The 16,109-nt window shown below is 65.1% G+C and carries 15 protein-coding genes; 8 read left to right on the top strand and 7 right to left on the bottom strand.

From position 1 onward, the window contains the following. Nucleotides 1–566 (top strand): RsmB/NOP family class I SAM-dependent RNA methyltransferase (locus VGG47_RS06160; protein ID WP_331536508.1); only part of this gene is annotated, 566 nt, incomplete at its 5' end. Nucleotides 567–862: 296 nt separating this feature from the next. Here the strand turns inward: VGG47_RS06160 and VGG47_RS06155 are convergent. Together VGG47_RS06155 and VGG47_RS06150 are read right to left on the bottom strand one after the other, a co-directional pair. Beyond that, the gene (locus VGG47_RS06155) at nt 863–1,828 is read right to left on the bottom strand and encodes a hypothetical protein (protein ID WP_331536506.1); all 966 of its coding nucleotides are present in this window, start codon (nt 1,826–1,828) and stop codon (nt 863–865) included. Between the two features lie 15 nt (nt 1,829–1,843). Next, nucleotides 1,844–3,424, bottom strand: a complete 1,581-nt coding sequence (locus VGG47_RS06150; RefSeq protein ID WP_331536504.1) for a lysine--tRNA ligase — start codon at nt 3,422–3,424, stop codon at nt 1,844–1,846. Between the two features lie 238 nt (nt 3,425–3,662). Between VGG47_RS06150 and VGG47_RS06145 the strand changes: the two genes are divergently transcribed. Together VGG47_RS06145 and VGG47_RS06140 are read left to right on the top strand one after the other, a co-directional pair. Next, nucleotides 3,663–6,401, top strand: a complete 2,739-nt coding sequence (locus tag VGG47_RS06145; protein WP_331536502.1) for an ATP-dependent DNA helicase — start codon at nt 3,663–3,665, stop codon at nt 6,399–6,401. A 34-nt stretch (nt 6,402–6,435) separates the two neighbouring features. After that, complete coding sequence (locus VGG47_RS06140) at nt 6,436–6,894, top strand: DUF2147 domain-containing protein (RefSeq protein WP_331536500.1); 459 nt, start codon at nt 6,436–6,438, stop codon at nt 6,892–6,894. A 144-nt stretch (nt 6,895–7,038) separates the two neighbouring features. Here VGG47_RS06140 and VGG47_RS06135 read toward each other — a convergent pair whose 3' ends face one another. The 3 genes from VGG47_RS06135 to thiS are packed head-to-tail and all read right to left on the bottom strand — an operon-like array spanning nt 7,039 to nt 8,679. Further along, nucleotides 7,039–7,659 carry a VC0807 family protein gene (locus VGG47_RS06135; RefSeq protein WP_331536498.1) on the bottom strand — a complete coding sequence of 207 codons (621 nt, stop codon included), beginning with the start codon at nt 7,657–7,659 and terminating at the stop codon, nt 7,039–7,041. Nucleotides 7,660–7,662: 3 nt separating this feature from the next. Continuing rightward, nucleotides 7,663–8,454: a thiazole synthase gene (locus tag VGG47_RS06130; RefSeq protein WP_331536496.1), complete on the bottom strand. Its 792-nt coding sequence runs from the start codon at nt 8,452–8,454 to the stop codon at nt 7,663–7,665. A 3-nt stretch (nt 8,455–8,457) separates the two neighbouring features. Then, entirely contained in the window at nt 8,458–8,679 is a 222-nt protein-coding gene (gene thiS, locus VGG47_RS06125; RefSeq protein WP_331536493.1) for a sulfur carrier protein ThiS, read from the bottom strand. Between the two features lie 92 nt (nt 8,680–8,771). Here thiS and aroQ point away from each other — a divergent pair, with 92 nt between their 5' ends. From aroQ to accC, 3 genes are read left to right on the top strand one after another with little or no spacing between them, the layout of a single operon-like run. Beyond that, entirely contained in the window at nt 8,772–9,221 is a 450-nt protein-coding gene (gene aroQ, locus VGG47_RS06120) for a type II 3-dehydroquinate dehydratase (protein ID WP_331536491.1), read from the top strand. Continuing rightward, a complete protein-coding gene (locus tag VGG47_RS06115; RefSeq protein ID WP_331536489.1) occupies nt 9,218–9,670 on the top strand; it encodes an acetyl-CoA carboxylase biotin carboxyl carrier protein in 453 nt (150 codons plus the stop codon). The genes aroQ and VGG47_RS06115 overlap by 4 nt, the downstream gene beginning before the upstream one ends. A 10-nt stretch (nt 9,671–9,680) precedes the next feature. Beyond that, entirely contained in the window at nt 9,681–11,024 is a 1,344-nt protein-coding gene (gene accC, locus VGG47_RS06110; protein WP_331536487.1) for an acetyl-CoA carboxylase biotin carboxylase subunit, read from the top strand. A 148-nt stretch (nt 11,025–11,172) separates the two neighbouring features. Here accC and VGG47_RS06105 read toward each other — a convergent pair whose 3' ends face one another. Beyond that, complete coding sequence (locus tag VGG47_RS06105; protein ID WP_331536485.1) at nt 11,173–12,456, bottom strand: metallophosphoesterase family protein; 1,284 nt, start codon at nt 12,454–12,456, stop codon at nt 11,173–11,175. Between the two features lie 107 nt (nt 12,457–12,563). After that, nucleotides 12,564–13,499: a purple acid phosphatase family protein gene (locus tag VGG47_RS06100; RefSeq protein WP_331536483.1), complete on the bottom strand. Its 936-nt coding sequence runs from the start codon at nt 13,497–13,499 to the stop codon at nt 12,564–12,566. 357 nt (nt 13,500–13,856) lie between these two features. Between VGG47_RS06100 and VGG47_RS06095 the strand changes: the two genes are divergently transcribed. Then, on the top strand, nt 13,857–15,221 hold the full coding sequence (locus VGG47_RS06095; RefSeq protein ID WP_408841604.1) for an alpha,alpha-trehalose-phosphate synthase (UDP-forming): 1,365 nt from the start codon (nt 13,857–13,859) through the stop codon (nt 15,219–15,221). 161 nt (nt 15,222–15,382) lie between these two features. Then, nucleotides 15,383–16,109 (top strand): alpha-amylase family glycosyl hydrolase (locus VGG47_RS06090; RefSeq protein WP_331536479.1); only part of this gene is annotated, 727 nt, incomplete at its 3' end.

Here is a 16,109-nt window from a genome sequence, read left to right as displayed (position 1 = left end):
GCGAGCGCGTGCTCGATCTCTGCGCCGCCCCCGGCGGCAAGACCGCGCAGCTTGCCGCCGGGGGCGGCATCGTCACCGCGGTGGAGCGCGATCCGGCCCGTATGGGCACACTCAAGGGCAATCTGGCCCGGCTTGGCCTGAGCGCCGAGACCGTTCTCGCCGACGCCGCGACCTGGCGTCCGGGCGCGAAATTCCCGGCGATCCTGCTGGACGCGCCCTGCAGCGCCACCGGCACGATCCGCCGCCACCCGGACCTGCTGCATCTGCGCAAGCCGCGCGACGTGCAGACACTGACCAAAGCCCAGGATGCCCTGCTCGACGCCGGCGCGGAAATGCTCGCCCCGGACGGCAGGCTGGTCTATGCCGTGTGCTCGCTGCAGCCGGAGGAAGGTGCGGCGCGCATCGACGCCGCCTGCGTCCGGCTCGGCCTGAAGCGCGATCCGCTCCGCCTGCCGGAGATGCCGGAGGCGGTGACGGCGCAGGGCGATGTACGCACGCATCCGGGCCTGTGGCCGGAGCGCGGCGGCCTTGACGGGTTTTTCATCGCCCGCCTGGTGCGGTCATGACCTGAACAAGCAACCACGCCGGCGTCAGGCATTACGAATGATGCTTGATTTCCCCGCCCTCCTCCTTAAGTCGAAGAGTCGGGCGGGCTGCTTGCGCAGACGCGCTGCGCAAGGACGGAAAAATTGACGAGTTTACACCCAAGCCAAGGTACCAGAGCGAAGGGAGGGCTTCTTTTTGTGAACAAAAAGAAGCAAAAAAACTTTGTTAATCTGGGCCATGGGCGTCGTCGCTGACAACGCCCATGGCCCAGCATAACAAAAGTTTTTGCGCCGCTTGGCTCGAAAAGCGGCTCCTTTCACTTCCTGGCTTTGTTGAAACTGATCCAGACCTCGTGCCCGGCATAGCACAAGGCGGCCACTGCGGCGGGGGCCAAAAAATACAGCAGGCGGAACAGCAGGATCGCGCCCAGCACGGTGGCCGGCGGCAGATAGAAGGTCAGGCCGAGCAGCAGCACGGAATCGAACACGCCGACCCCGCCCGGCAGGCCGCTGAACAGCCCGCCGGTGAAGGCCGCGAGATAAATGCCCAGCGTGCGCAGGTAGGTCAGGTCCGGGCTGGGTGGCAGCACGGCGAAGAGAATGGCGCAGGCGATGGCGGTGTCGGCGCAGGCCAGCCCCACCTGGAGAAAGGCCAGGCGGTAACCCGGCAGGTTGATGCTGCGCCCGAGAATCGTCAGCACGCCCCGCTTCTGCGCCGCCACCACGTAGAGCAGCAAAAACGTCGCCAGCACGGCGCCGAGGGCACGCAGCGACCAGGGCGGCACGGCATGGCCGAACAGCGGCATATCCCTCGGACACAGCAGCAGGATCATGCTGAGCATCGCGCCGAGACCGATGAAAAACGTGCTGCCGGACAGCGCGATGATGCGGGCGATGCCGGCCGGCGGCACCATCCATTGCGCATAGAGCCGCACCCGGATCGCCGCCGCCGAGATCGCCGGCGCGCCCAGTACATGGCTGAGCGCATAGGCACAGAACGAGGCCAGAGCGACCCGTTGCAGCTTCAGGCTGGGAAAACTCACCAGCCGCCGCGCGAACAATATGCCGGGAACGTCATAGGCCATCATCACGCAGAGCGAAGCGCACAACAGCAGCAGCGCGTGCAGAAGCTCACGGTGGGAGATCGCGCGCACCGCGTCGAACACGTCAGCCACGCGCACATGTTTGAGCGCGCCGTGCAGCCCGGCGCTGATGCCCGCCAGCACCAGCAGGCCCAGCACCGGCGGCAGGATTCTTAACAGTCTGCGAGCGGCGGGCGTCACCGGACCGCCATTCGGTCAGGCCGCTTCCTGGGCCCGCGCCAGAGCCGTCTCGATCAGCGCGATCGTGCGCTCGATCCCGTAGAGCGCGATGAACCCGCCGAAACGCGGCCCCTCCATTTGCCCCAGCAGCACCTGATACAGGCAGTCGAACCAGGCTTTCAGCGGCGTGAATTTCTGCTCCTTGCCGACCGCATAGACCAGATTCTGCAGGCGTTCGGCCAACGTCTCGCCCGGATAGTCTTCGCCGCCGCCCTTCAGCCGGGTGGCGAGGTCCGCCAGAGCCATACGCTCCTGCTCGGTGGCGGCGCGAAAACGCTTCTTCGGTGCGACGAAGTCGCGGTTATAGGTCACCGCCCGCTCCACCAGCGTCGCCAGGAACGGATAAGTGTCCGGTCCGGCCTCGGGCATGTAGGCGCGGATGAAGCCCCAGAGCATCTCCGGAGAATCCGCGTTGATCACCGAGGCGAGGTTCAGCAGCATGCCGAAGCCGATCGGCGAGCCGGCATTCGCCGGCGGCTTGCCGCCATGGATGTGCCAAGCGGCGTTGCCGTGCGGGTCGGCGCTGTCGCCCAGGGCCGACACATTGGCGATGTAATCGTCGGCGGCGCGCGGGATCACGTCGAAGAACAGCCGCTTGGCGCGCTGCGGCGCGTGATACATGAACTGCGCCAGGCTCTCCGGCGGCGCATAGGTCAACCATTCCTCAACCGAGAGCCCGTTGCCCTTGGACTTGGAAATTTTCTGGCCTTGCTCGTCCAGGAATAGCTCATAGGTCAGCGTCACCGGCGGCTCAGCCCCAAGCGCGCGGACGATGGCCGAGGAGAGCTTCACGGAATCGATCAGGTCCTTGCCGGACATCTCGTAATCGACGTCCAGCGCGTACCAGCGCATCGCCCAGTCGGCCTTCCACTGCAATTTGGCGCCGCCGCCGGTCACCGCCGTCTCGTATTTCGTACCGTTCGCGGGGTCGGTCCAGAACACGGTGCCCTGCGCGACGTCCACCTGCTCGATGGGCACCTGCATGACGATGCCGGTGCGCGGATGGATGGGCAGGATCGGCGAATAGGTGGCGCGGCGCTCCGGCCCGAGCGTCGGGCGGATGATCTCGACGATCTCGTCATGCCGGGCCAGCACGTGCAGCAGTGCTGCGTCGAATTTTCCCGAGCGGTAATAATCGCTGGAAGAGGCGAACTCGTAGTCGAACCCGAAGGAATCCAGAAACGACCGCAGCCGCGCGTTGTTGTGCGCGCCGAAGCTCTCATGCGTGCCGAACGGGTCCGGCACCTTGGTGAGCGGGCGGCCGAGAAATTCCCTCAGCATGTCCTTGTTGGGCACATTGTCCGGTACCTTGCGCAGCCCGTCCATGTCATCGGAGAAGGCGATCAGGCGCGAGGGCAGGCCGGTGAGCGCGGTGAAGGCGTTGCGCACCCAGCTGGTACGCGCGACCTCGCCGAACGTGCCGATATGCGGCAGGCCGGACGGGCCGTAGCCGGTCTCGAACAAGGCGCTGGTCTTGCCTTTCTCTTTCAGGCGCTCGGCGATGCGTTCAGCTTCACGGAAAGGCCAGCTCAGCTGGTTCTGGGTAGGTTCGCTCATAAGGGTCAGGTCTAAAGCCGGCGGCCATGTCTCGCAACTGTCGGCTTCTCGGAGAAAAGAAAGCAGCCGCTTTTTGAAAAAAGCGGCGCAAAAACTTCTTTTATGCTGGGCCATGGGCGTTGTCGGCGACCGCGCCCATGGCCCAGCATAGCAAAGTTTTTTTGCTACTTTTTGTTCACAAAAAGTAGACTTCCTTCCCCTATGGCGAAATCGGCCCCGGCTCCTATAACAGCGCAGAATGTCTTTTCTGCCGGAATTTTCCGCCCTCATCGCCGGTCACGGCCGCGCTGTGCTGCTGACCGAGGATGGGGAGTTTCTCTCCCCGACCCCGGCCAACGCCGCCGCCTTGCTGGGCGAACGCATGCCTCTGGTGGTGCACGGACCGGCGACGCTCAAGCGCCTGGGCAACCCGGACGTGGCGGTGCTGGACCTTCTGGAACTTTTCGCCTTTGTCTGCCCGGCGCAGAGCGTGGCGCCCACGCCTGCGGGGCTGGCGCGGGCCTTGGACATGACCCCGCCCACGAGCCAGGAAACCGCCGCGATGGCGCTGGCGGAAATGGCCGAGACGCTGCTGGCGCGGCTGGCGGCGGGCAAAGATCTGCCGGCCAACCGCGACGCCGCCGGGCTCGCCGCGCGCATGGGGGCGACCAGCTATTCGGCGCCCGGCTGGGGCTGGACCCGGTTCGTGCTGGCGGCGCTGGGCCAACCGGCCGCACAGCCGGACGGCATGGCCATGCGGCTGTGGAAACGCCTGCCGCGCTGGGAAGAATCAGCGCCCCGCCCGCCGCCCGCCGCCTTCCCCGTCACACCGGCTCAGGCACGGGCGCGGCTGGCGACCCTGCTCGGCCCCGGCGCCGAACAACGCCCGGCGCAGGCCGATTACGCCTCGGCCGCCACCAACGCTTTCGCGCCGCGCCTGGCTGAGGGCAGCCCGCATCTGGTGCTGGCCGAGGCCGGCACCGGCACCGGCAAGACCATGGGCTACCTTGCCCCGGCCAGCGTCTGGGCGGAACAGAACAAGGGTTCCGTCTGGATCTCCACCTACACCCGCCATTTGCAGCGCCAGATCGAAGCCGAAGCCGCAAGGCTTGGGTCAGAGACAAAAATCGTCCTGCGCAAGGGGCGGGAGAATTATCTCTGCCTGCTGAATTTCGAAGATGCGATGGGGGCGGACCGCTATGCCATGCCGCTCGGCCTGATCGCGCGCTGGGCGATGGCAAGTGCGGATGGCGACCTGTTCGGGGGAGATCTGCCAGGCTGGTTCGCTGAGCTGTTCGGCCATGCGCTGCTTGCGCAGATCGCCGACCGGCGCGGCGAGTGCATCCATGCCGCCTGCCCGCATTATGGCGCTTGCGTGATCGAACATGTGATCCGCGACGCGCGCCAGGCGGATCTGGTGATCGCCAACCACGCGCTGGTGATGGCCCAGGCGGTCTGGGGCGGGCTGGACGACGATTACGTGCCGACGCGCTATGTGTTCGACGAGGGCCACCATATTTTCGACGCCGCCGACAGCGCGTTTTCGGTGGAATTGTCGGGGGCCGCGATGGCCGAGCTGCGGCGCTGGCTGCTGGGCGCGGAGGGCACGCGCTCCCGGGCGCGCGGGCTGCAGCGCCGGCTGGAAGACATGATGGCCAGCGACGAGGGCATGGTGCCGAAGCTGGAAGCCGCGTTGATCGCAGCCAGGGCGCTGCCGGCGCCGATGTTCTCGACCCGCCTCGACCCGGAGCTGCTGTCCGAAAACAACCCGGCGGAAACGTTTTTGCGCGCCCTCAGGGTACAGGCGCGGGCCCGCGCCTCGGAACCCGATCTGCGCGGCGGCATGGCCTTCGAGGTCGACCTGCACCCGATCGACCCGGAAATTCTGCCGGCCGCGGAACTGCTCTCCCGCGCCCTGGAGCGGCTGCGCGTGCCGCTGGCGGCCTTGCGCGAACGCTTCCTGGAGCGGCTGGAAAACGAGCCGGAGCTGGAGGAGACCACCCGCCAGCGCCTCGAAGGTGCGGCGCGCAGCCTCAAACGCCGGGCCATAGACCCGCTCACCGCCTGGCGGCGCATCCTCGACGCGCTGCCCGGCGCCGGCGCGAAAATACCCGGCGCGCGGCCGGCCAACATCGAGTTTCTGCGCCTCGACCGGGAGGCCGGGACCGACCGCGACATCGCACTGCTCTCGCATTTGCTCGACCCGACGCAAGCCTTCATCGAGACCATCGCCAGGCCCGCGCACGGCATGCTGATCACCTCCGCCACCCTGCGCGACGGGGTGGATACCGAGACCGCCTGGGCCGGCGCGGAAGCGCGCACCGGAGCCGCGCACCTTGCCGCCCCAGCGATCCGCGCGGCCTTCGACTCGCCCTTCGACTATGCCGACCGCACCCGCATCGTGCTGGTCTCAGACGTGAACGGCCAGGATATCGGCCAGCTCGCCGGCGCGTATCAGGCGCTGTTCCAGGCCGCCGGCGGCGGCGGGCTGGGCCTGTTCACCGCCATCTCGCGGCTGCGCGCGGTCCATACCCGCATCGCCTCCAAGCTCGAGGCCGCGGACATCCCGCTCTACGCCCAACATGTCGACGCCATGGACAACGCGACGCTGGTGGACATCTTCCGCGCCGAGGAGAATTCCTGCCTGCTCGGCACCGATGCGATGCGCGACGGCGTGGACATTCCCGGCAACGCGTTGCGGCTGGTGGTGTTCGAGCGCACGCCCTGGCCGCGGCCGGACATCCTGCACCGCACCCGGCGCGCGCACCTCTCCGGCGGCACGCCGAAAGATTACGACGACGCCATCGTGCGGCTGAGGCTGCGCCAGGCTTTCGGGCGGCTGATCCGCCGCGCCGACGACCGCGGCGTGTTCGTGTTGCTGGACCGCCAGATGCCGAGCCGGCTACTCACCGCCTTCCCCGAACAGGCGCCGATTATTCGCTCCGGCCTGGCCGAGGCCATCCAGGGCATCAAACGCTTCCTGGGCGATGCTTCGTAAAGCCCGCGCGACAACATTGCTGAAAAGACCCGGCTTGCGGCGCCTCTGCGCCAGCGCTTTTCTGCTCCTGGCCGGCCCGGCGGGAGCGGCCTCCGCCCCCGCGCCGACCGGAAGCTGGCTGACGGCGAACCGCCAGGCGGTGATCCAGATTTCTCCGTGCGGCGCGAATTTCTGCGGCCGGATCGTGGGCATCATCGTCCGGCATGCCGGCGACCCAATGCCGATGGATTGGCTAGGCCGCCCGCAATGCGGGTTCGTCATGCTCCGCACCACAAGGCGGATCGGCACGGAGGCGACGCGCTGGGGCGGTTACGTCCAGGATCCGCGCGATGGGGACTCCTACGACGCCATCATCGCCCTGCGGCCCGATGGCAGGCTGGGCCTGCGCGGCTATCTCGGCCTGCCGCTATTCGGCCAAACCCAGCTCTGGTCGCCTTTCACCGGCCGGACTTTCGCCGACTGCCGTCTGCCCGGCAATAATCCCAACGGGTAAAGCAAGAAGCAGCCGCTTTTTGAAAAAAGCGGCGCAAAAACTTCTTTTATGCTGGGCCATGGGCGTTGGCGCCGACAACGCCCATGGCCCAGCATAAAAAAGTTTTTTTGCTACTTTTTGTTCACAAAAAATAGTGCTTCCTTTTCAGCGCGCGAGGATCGCCCGCGCCGCCGGGCGGCGGGCGATATAGCCGAGGCTCCAGAACATCAGCAGGCCGAAAATGCCGAACGAGATGAACGGCGAGAGCAGCAGAAACCGGCCGATCGGCCAAATCCAGGCAAGCCAGCACATGCAGCTTGTCTGCACCACCAGCCCGAGGCCCCAGACCAAAGTGAGCACGCGGAACACCTGGGGCACGCCCGGCCGTTCCCACACCAGCTCATATTCCGCTGCCCCGTCCGCGGTGCCGCGCGCCACTGTGGCGCGCGCGAGGTAGAAAATCATCGGCTTTTTCATCCCCAGCGTGGCCAGGAACATCACGCCGACGACGCCGGTGACCATCGCGTCGCGCATCTGGATCAGCCGCGCCGAACCGCCCATGAACGTGGCGCCGACGGTGAGCAGGATGGCGCTGACCACGACCACCGAAATGGCATCCACCCGCCGCGTCTTGGCCAGTTCGTAAAAACTCCAGAGCAGCGGCGGCACGGCTGAGGCGATCAGCGCGTCGGTATCGCCCCAATGCGCGGCGAGCATCTCGTAGACGCCATAAGGGGCGACGAAATTGGCGAGTATCTCAGGAGCGGCGTGCAGCGCCCGCCGCATGCCCTAGCGGATGAGCCCGGTCATTGGGCTGGAGGCGCTGGCGGCATCGCGGCGCGGGATGCGCCCGGCGCGATACGCCAAGCGCCCGGCTTCGACCCCCGCCTTCATCGCCCTTGCCATCAGAACCGGGTCGTCGGCCATGGCGATGGCGGAATTGACCAGCACCGCGTCACAGCCCAGCTCCATGGCGAAGGTGGCGTCATAGGCGGTGCCGACCCCGGCATCGACCAGCACCGGCACTTTCGCGTTCTCGATGATCATGCGGATCATCAGCGGGTTCTGCACGCCCAGGCCGGAGCCGATCGGCGCGCCGAGCGGCATGATCGCGACGCAGCCCATCTCCTCCAGGCGCTTGGCTGCGATCGGGTCGTCGGAGCAATACACCATCACCTCGAACCCGTCCTTGATCAGCGCCTCGGCGGCCAGCAGCGTGGCCGCCATGTCCGGGTAGAGGGTGGGCGGAGGGCCGAGCACTTCGAGCTTCACCAGGTTCCAGCCGCCCGCCTCGCGCGCCAGGCGCAAGGTGCGCACCGCCTCGTCCGCGGTGAAGCAGCCGGCGGTATTTGGCAAATAAGTGTAACGCGACGGGCTGACATAGTCCTGCAGCATCGGCGCGTTGCGGTCCGACAGGTTGACGCGCCGCACCGCGACGGTGACCATCTCGGTGCCGGAGGCCTCGATCGCCGCCGCCGTGGTGGGCAGGTCCTTGTACTTGCCGGTGCCGACGATCAGCCGGGACGCGAAACGGCGCCCCGCCACGGTCCAGGCATCGTCGCTATGAATCGCCCCGTCCATATCCTAGCCTCCGCCGATAAAATGTACGATTTCCAAGGCGTCGGCCTCTTCCAGCACGAGCTGGGCATAGGTCGAGCGCGGCACGATTTCCAGGTTCCGCTCCACCGCCACCTTGCGGGTATCCAAGCCGAGCTTGGCGATCAGCCCCGCCAACGTTGTGCCGCGGACCAGACTCATGGGCTCGCCGTTCACCGTCAGACGCAGCTGTTCCAGAGTGTTGCTCATACCCCGCATTATCGGCGTCGGCCGTCCCGGTCGCAAGGCCAAGCGCGCGGCAAATTTGTCCGAAGCGATTTTGCTGTGCTAGCGGAACCTGCATGGCAGCTCCTCTGATACTCGTCCTCAACGGCCCTAACCTCAACATGCTCGGACTCCGCGAACCGGAGATCTACGGCACCGGCACCCTGGATGACCTGGAAACCCTCTGCGCCGAGACGGCCGAGGGGCTGGGCGTGTCGATCGACTTCCGCCAGAGCAATCTGGAAGGGGAGCTGATCTCCTGGGTGCAGGAGGCACGCGGCCGCGCCGCCGGGCTGATCATCAACCCCGCCGGCTATTCGCACACCTCGGTGGCACTCATGGATGCGATCCAGACTCTGGATATCCCGGTGATCGAGGTCCATCTTTCGAACATCCACCAGCGCGAGAGCTTCCGCCACCACTCCTATGTGTCCCACGCCGCCGACGGGGTGATTTGCGGGCTGGGTTTCGCGGGCTATAGGCTCGCCCTCATCGCCTTGTCCGACATCCTGGAAGAAGATCAATGAGCCTCTCTTTTGACCCCAAAGCCCTGCGTGTCCTGGCGGAGCTGATCAACTCCACCGGCCTCTCGGAAATCGAGCTGGCCGAAGGCGACCGCAAAGTGCGCCTGGCGCGGACCCTGACCCCGGTGAGCGTGCCGGTGATGGCACCGCCCGCACCCGCCGCCGTGGCCGCCCCCCTGGCGGCGGAACCCGCCGCCAAGGCCGACCCGGCCAAGCACCCGGGCGTGGTGAAGAGCCCGATGGTCGGCGTCGCCTATCTCTCCGCCGAGCCGGGCAGCGCCCCCTATGTGAGCGCCGGGCAGAGCGTGGAGGCCGGGGCCACGGTGCTGCTGATCGAGGCCATGAAGACCTTCAACCAGATCAAGGCGCCGCGCGCTGGCACCGTGAAGCAGATCCTGGTGACCTCCGGCGCCCCCGTGGAGTTCGACGAGCCGCTCCTCATTATTGAGTAGGCGCATCACCATGTTCAAAAAGATCCTCATCGCCAACCGCGGCGAAATCGCATTGCGGGTGCTGCGGGCCTGCCGGGAACTCGGCATCGCCACCGTCGCCGTGCATTCCACCGCCGATACCGACGCCATGCATGTGCGCCTCGCCGATGAGAGCGTCTGCATCGGGCCGCCGCTGGCACGCGATTCCTACCTCAACATGCCGGCCATCATCTCCGCCGCGCTGATCACCGGCGCCGAGGCGATCCATCCCGGCTACGGCTTCCTCTCGGAAAACGCAGCCTTCGCCGAGATGGTGGAGGCGCACAACCTCGTCTTCATCGGCCCGACCGCCACGCATATCCGCATGATGGGCGACAAGATCACCGCCAAGACCACCATGGCGGATCTGGGTGTGCCGCTGGTTCCTGGCTCGGCCGGGGAACTGGCCTCGCTCGAGGAAGCCAGGGAAGTCGCCGAGCGGATCAAGTACCCGGTGCTGATCAAGGCCGCCGCCGGCGGCGGCGGGCGCGGCATGAAGGTGGCGCGCAGCGCCGATGAGCTCGAGGCCGCCTTCCGCGAGGCCCGCGCCGAAGCCGGCGCCGCGTTCGGCAACAGCGCCGTGTACATGGAAAAATACCTCGATAAGCCGCGCCATATCGAGCTGCAGGTGCTGGCCGACAATCACGGCGCCGTGGTGCATGTGGGCGAGCGCGACTGCTCGCTGCAGCGCCGCCACCAGAAGGTGCTGGAAGAAGCCGGCTCGCCAGTAATCAGTGCGGCGCAGCGCGACGCGCTGGGCGCCACCGTGACCAAGGCGCTGCAGAAAATCGGCTACCGCAACGCCGGCACGCTGGAGTTCCTGTACCAGGACGGGCAATTCTCCTTCATCGAAATGAACACCCGCCTGCAGGTGGAGCATCCGGTCTCGGAAATGATTTCCGGCCTCGACCTGGTGCACGAACAGATCCGCATCGCCGCCGGAGCGCCTCTCGGCTACGGTCAGGAAGATGTGAAATTCGCCGGCCACGCCATCGAATGCCGCATCACCGCCGAAGACCCTGAAACCTTCGCGCCCTCACCGGGCCTGGTGGAAATGTTCCACCAACCGGGCGGGCTCGGCGTGCGCGTCGATTCCGCGCTCTATGCCGGCTACCGCGTGCCGCCGCATTACGACAGCCTGATCGCCAAGCTGATCGCCTATGGCCGCACCCGTGAGGAAGCCATCGCCCGCATGCGCCGGGCGCTGCGCGAATTCGTCATCACCGGGGTGAAAACCACCATCCCGCTGCACCAGCGGATCCTGGAGGACCCGGAATTCATCGCCGGGGATTATACGATCCATTGGCTGGAGCGGTTTGTCGGGACAAAGACTTAAGAAAGCAGCCGCTTTTTAAAAAAAGCGGCGCAAAAACTTTTGTTTATGCTGGGCCATGGGCGGTGTCGGCGACAACGCCCATGGCCCAGATTAGCAAAGTTTTTTTGCTACTTTTTGTTCACAAAAAGTAGCCTTATCCTTTACTTCTCTAGCTGGTGGTGCGGGTGGCGAGATCCACCGTCACCGCATCGTCCGGCGTCTTGACACCCGCCCCGTCATCGGCCGGGTGGTATTCGATGCGCAGCACCGCAGCGCTCACGACGATGCGCAGATAACCGTAATGCGTGTCGTCATAGCTCTCCAGCGTCACCTGGTCGGTGTTGCCCGTCGCCTTCTGGATCACCATCGGCGTGCGCAATGGCGGTTCGCCGCGGCGGCCGAGCCTGGCCAGCGCATGGCCGCCATTGCCGGCGATGATGTAGGGGATCTGCGTCTTCCCATGGACGCGGGTAAAACGCTGGTAGTTGTGCGCATGGCCGGAAAGCACGGCATGCGGCCAAACCCCCGCCGCCTCGCAGGCGGCGTCGATTTGCGCCTGCATCACGATGCTCCAGCCATGCTGCGATCCAGCCGTATAGGTCGGGTGGTGGTGCGCGATGATCAGCGCCCCGGTAAATTTCTCGTGCTTCACACGCCGCAGTGCCGCCTGTAGATAGGTCAACTGTGAATCGCCGACCGTCTCGTCGGCGATAACGCCTGGGTCTTCCAGTGTGTTGCTGTACAGGCAGACGATCCGCACGAACGGCGCTTCAAACGTGTAGAACACACCGGGCTGGATCTGCGCCGTGCGCGACAGACCGCCCGCCTCCGGCGTTACGACAAAATCGCTCTGGCAGAAATTTTCCAAAAACGCCTGCAAGGTCGGCGTCTGCACGCCGGGCGCGACCATGCCGTCATGATTGCCGGCGAGTGCGACGATCGGCACCGGATAGTCGCGATACGGATCGTAGAACTGGTCGTAATAATATTTGGCCTCGCCGAAATTGTAGATCACGTCGCCAAGATGGAAAAAGAACGCGGGAATGTCCGCGCTGTTCCGCTCATCGAAATCCGAGCTCATCTTGTCGGCGACCAGCTCCTCGGTCTCCGGCCCACGCACGTTGCCGGTATCGCCGATACAATGGAACACCAGCTGGCCAGCAGCGCTGATCGCCGAGGCGGTGGTTGTCTCGGCCAGCACCTGGTCCAAGGTCAGCACCGGCTCCGGCTTGCTGTCGGAAAAGCCGCGCGGATCCGGAAACGGCATCGGTTTCAACCGATGCTCGCGGTTCAGCTCGTCAATGGTCTTGTACGCCTGTTTATCGGAGCTGTGGCGGATGAAAAATCTGGTAGGGTCCGGCGTCGGCTGCGGCTGTGCAAACCCCGGCTGGCCCAGTTCGACCGCCTCGAGCCCGTCCCGCGCCTCCACAGAATGTTTCTGTTTCCGTGTCATTGTGGCTTCTCCTGCAGCTTTTCGGAAAAGCTGCCACGGAAAGCGCACGGCTACGATGACAATTTCGCGTAAATTCGCAGGCGAAACAGGACCGGCGGCGTGATGGTTCAGGCGTTCGTAATGGTCTCCGCGAACAGCGTGTTACCGTACATGTCGACCAGGCCGTAATCCAGCCGCGTCGCGCTAAGCCGCACCGCCATGAAGCCGTGCGAACCTGACGCGAACCCGCCGCGGATCGGCGGGTTGGGCCGATAGGTCTCGGAACCGGCGCCGCTCACGACATAGGTGACGCCGTCCATCTTCACCGATTGCAGGCAATGATCGTGGCCGCAGATATAAATGCGGATGTTATGTTTCAGCAGCAGCGGATTCAGCCGCGCGATCAGATCCGGCTGGTCGTGAACATAGCCGTCATCATCGGAAAGCGCGGTGTAGATCGGGTGATGGCCGATCACGATTTTCCATTGTGCCGTCGATCCGCTCAGCGCCTGGTCCAGCCAGGCGAGCTGTGCGTCGGTATCCTGCCCTGAAATATTCACCCGCGAGCCGAGATATGTTTTGATGAAGGGCGAAGTGTCGACATAGAAAAACTCGGCCGTCGCACCATCCGGTAACGTCTGCTTATCGGTGTAATAGCGCGCCGGCAGGTTCCAGCGCGGGCTCTTATGGCTGTAATCCAGCTGCGCCTGCACGTTGCCGCGATAGTCGTGGTTGCCGAGGATCACCTTCCACGGCGTGAACAGCGACGGCGCGGTGTAGACCTCCTCGAACGAGCTCTGCCATTGCGGGTCGTCCACGCTCTCGACCCCGTTCTCGTAAAAATTATCGCCGATCGAAACGGTGAAGCGGCTGTCCATCGCCGCAGCACTCTTGCCCATCTGCACCGCCACGCGGCGTTGATCGTAATGGCCGCGGCGCCCCCAATCGCCGACCACGATGAACGGCAGCGCCGGGTCAGCGGCGTGGACCGCCGGCATGTCCGCGGCCAGCGCCGCGCCGGTCACGGCGGTGGTCGAAACGAATTGACGACGGCTCAGCTTCATGGCTCACCCTTCCCCGGGACTATTGGTTCGGCCTTAGAGCATTCATCGCAACGATGCAGGCTCTAACCTAATCTGTTGACGAGCAATTTCATGCCTTTAGCAAACCGGGCCGACCGCGGATGTGACAGGTTGAAGATAATGATCTACGTCATTGGCCGCACGCAACCCGATGAGTGTCTTGAAAATCAGTAATAAACCGGCCGCAGAGTTGAACAATTCGGAGGGGGGCCAATCTAGGTCTCTATGGCTCTGGTGAATACGCTCCCGTCAGACGTGAGTGACGGCGACCTGCCCAAGGCTCCCTCCAGCGCGACCGAAACCCGGTCCCGCTCCTCGGGTGATGCCAAGGCAGGACGTGTGGTGATTGTCTCCAACCGTGTACCCTCGCCGAGCGGGCAAGGGGCGACGGCGGGCGGCCTGGCGGTGGCGCTGGCTGATGTCTCGACCAAGGGGTCGATGTGGTTTGGCTGGAGCGGCCGGCGGGCCGAGGAAACCTCGGAGGAAGCCAGCGTCGTGCTCTCCGAGTCCGGCGTGACTTACGCCACGATCGACATCGCCGAGCGTGACTACCAGCGCTTCTACAACGGCTTCGCCAATGGCGCGCTGTGGCCGCTGCTGCACTACCGCACCGGCCTGCTGCGCTTCAACCGCCCGGATTACGAGGCCTACCGCGCCGTCAACCGCGCCTTCGCCCGGGCGCTGCTGCCGCTGTTGCGGCCCGACGACCTGGTCTGGATTCACGACTACCAGCTGATGACCATGGGCGAGGAGCTGCGGGCGCTCGGCGTGGAAAACCGCATCGGCTTTTTCCTGCACGTGCCGTTCGTGCCGCCTTCGTTCCTGCAGGTGCTGCCGTCCGCCGACGAGCTGGTCGCGGCCCTTTCCGCCTGCGACGTGATCGGCTTGCAGACCAGTACCGACGCGGACATGTTTCTGAAGAACGTCACCGAATCGCTTGGCGTGCACCCGCAGCCCAGCGGCCATTATGCCTATCACGGGCGCGCGGTCGCCGTGATCACCACGCCGATTGGCATCGACGCCGTGAAGTTCTCCAAACTGGCCGAGCGCGCCGAACTGGCGCCGGAGGCGGCAAGGCTGCATGAAAGCCTGGGCAACCGCAAGCTGGTGCTGGGTGTGGACCGGCTGGATTATTCCAAAGGGCTGCCGCTGCGTTTCGACGCGTTCGGACGGCTGCTCTACGCTTATCCCCAGCACCGCCGGGCCGTGAATTACCTGCAGATCGCCGCGCGGTCACGTCAGGAAGTCGGCTCGTACCAGTCGCTGCGCCGCGAACTCGACCGCCGCGCCGGGGACATCAACGGCGAGTTCTCCGATTTCGACTGGGTGCCGCTGCGCTATATGACGCATCCGGTGAACCGCAACGCGCTTGCCGGCTTCTATCGCCGCGCCAATATCGGCCTGGTGACGCCGCTGCGCGACGGCATGAACCTGGTGGCGAAGGAATACATCGCCGCCCAGGACCCGGAAGATCCTGGCGTGCTGGTGCTCTCGCGCTTCGCCGGGGCCGCCGACGAGCTGACCGAAGCGCTGATCGTCAACCCGATCGACGCCGACGAGGTCGCGGCCGCGATCCATCAAGGGCTGGTGATGAGCCTGGAGGAACGGCGCGCACGCCATGACGCGCTGTTCCAGAAAGTCTGCCACACCACGGCGCGGCTTTTCTGCGAGACCTTCCTCGCCCATCTCCGCACCCGGCCTTAGAGCGTGATCGCTTTGGATCAATCATGCTTTAAGGCGACGATCTCGTATGGAAGAAAGCGGCCGCTTTTTAAAAAAAGCGGCGCAAAAATTTTTGCTATCGCTGGGCCGTGGGCTGTGTCAGCGACAACGCCCATGGCCCCAGTCGGCCGGACAGGAATGACATGAAGCACCGCCCGGTGATCGCCACGGAAGATGACCCGCATTGGTACAAGGATGCGGTGATCTATCAGGTCCATATCAAATCATTCTACGATTCGACCAATGACGGGGTCGGGGATTTTGCCGGGCTGATCGAGAAGCTCGATTACATCGCCAGTCTCGGCGTCAACGCGATCTGGCTGCTGCCCTTCTACCCTTCTCCGCGCCGCGACGACGGCTACGACATTGCCGACTACCGCAACGTGCATCCGGAATACGGCACGATGGCGGATGTGAAGCGTTTCATTCATGAGGCGCACCGCCGCGGGATCCGCGTCATCACCGAGCTGGTGGTGAACCATACCTCCGATCAGCATCCGTGGTTCCAGCGCGCGCGCGCCGCCAAGCCCGGTTCGGCGGCGCGCGATTTTTATGTCTGGTCCGACAGCGACCAGACATATGCCGGTACGCGCATCATTTTCGTCGATACGGAGAAATCCAACTGGAGCTGGGACGAGACGGCCGGCGCCTTCTACTGGCACCGCTTCTTCGCGCACCAGCCTGATTTGAATTTCGACAACCCGCGCGTGTTGAAAGAGGTGCTGAACGTCATGCGCTTCTGGCTCGATCTCGGCGTGGACGGGCTGCGGCTCGACGCCGTGCCCTATCTGATCGAGCGCGACGGCACCAACAACGAGAACCTGCCCGAAACCCACGCGGTGCTGAAAACCATCCGCGCCGCGCTCGACG

Origin of the sequence: Acidocella sp., from assembly GCF_036489515.1 — a bacterium.
Taxonomy (GTDB): Bacteria; Pseudomonadota; Alphaproteobacteria; order Acetobacterales; family Acetobacteraceae; genus Acidocella.
Note: the sequence above shows the minus strand (reverse complement) of the source record. Positions and strands in the feature narration are given on the sequence as shown.

What these genes read in the sequence shown, in the direction of transcription:
- VGG47_RS06135 (WP_331536498.1), bottom strand. Translation starts at nt 7,659, where the DNA reads ATGCGGCGGGCGCTGCACGCCGCTCCTGAGATACTCGCCAATTTCGTC.
- accC (WP_331536487.1), top strand. Translation starts at nt 9,681, where the DNA reads ATGTTCAAAAAGATCCTCATCGCCAACCGCGGCGAAATCGCATTGCGG.
- thiS (WP_331536493.1), bottom strand. Translation starts at nt 8,679, where the DNA reads ATGAGCAACACTCTGGAACAGCTGCGTCTGACGGTGAACGGCGAGCCC.
- VGG47_RS06115 (WP_331536489.1), top strand. Translation starts at nt 9,218, where the DNA reads ATGAGCCTCTCTTTTGACCCCAAAGCCCTGCGTGTCCTGGCGGAGCTG.
- VGG47_RS06130 (WP_331536496.1), bottom strand. Translation starts at nt 8,454, where the DNA reads ATGGACGGGGCGATTCATAGCGACGATGCCTGGACCGTGGCGGGGCGC.
- aroQ (WP_331536491.1), top strand. Translation starts at nt 8,772, where the DNA reads ATGGCAGCTCCTCTGATACTCGTCCTCAACGGCCCTAACCTCAACATG.
- VGG47_RS06100 (WP_331536483.1), bottom strand. Translation starts at nt 13,499, where the DNA reads ATGAAGCTGAGCCGTCGTCAATTCGTTTCGACCACCGCCGTGACCGGC.
- VGG47_RS06105 (WP_331536485.1), bottom strand. Translation starts at nt 12,456, where the DNA reads ATGACACGGAAACAGAAACATTCTGTGGAGGCGCGGGACGGGCTCGAG.
- VGG47_RS06150 (WP_331536504.1), bottom strand. Translation starts at nt 3,424, where the DNA reads ATGAGCGAACCTACCCAGAACCAGCTGAGCTGGCCTTTCCGTGAAGCT.
- VGG47_RS06145 (WP_331536502.1), top strand. Translation starts at nt 3,663, where the DNA reads ATGTCTTTTCTGCCGGAATTTTCCGCCCTCATCGCCGGTCACGGCCGC.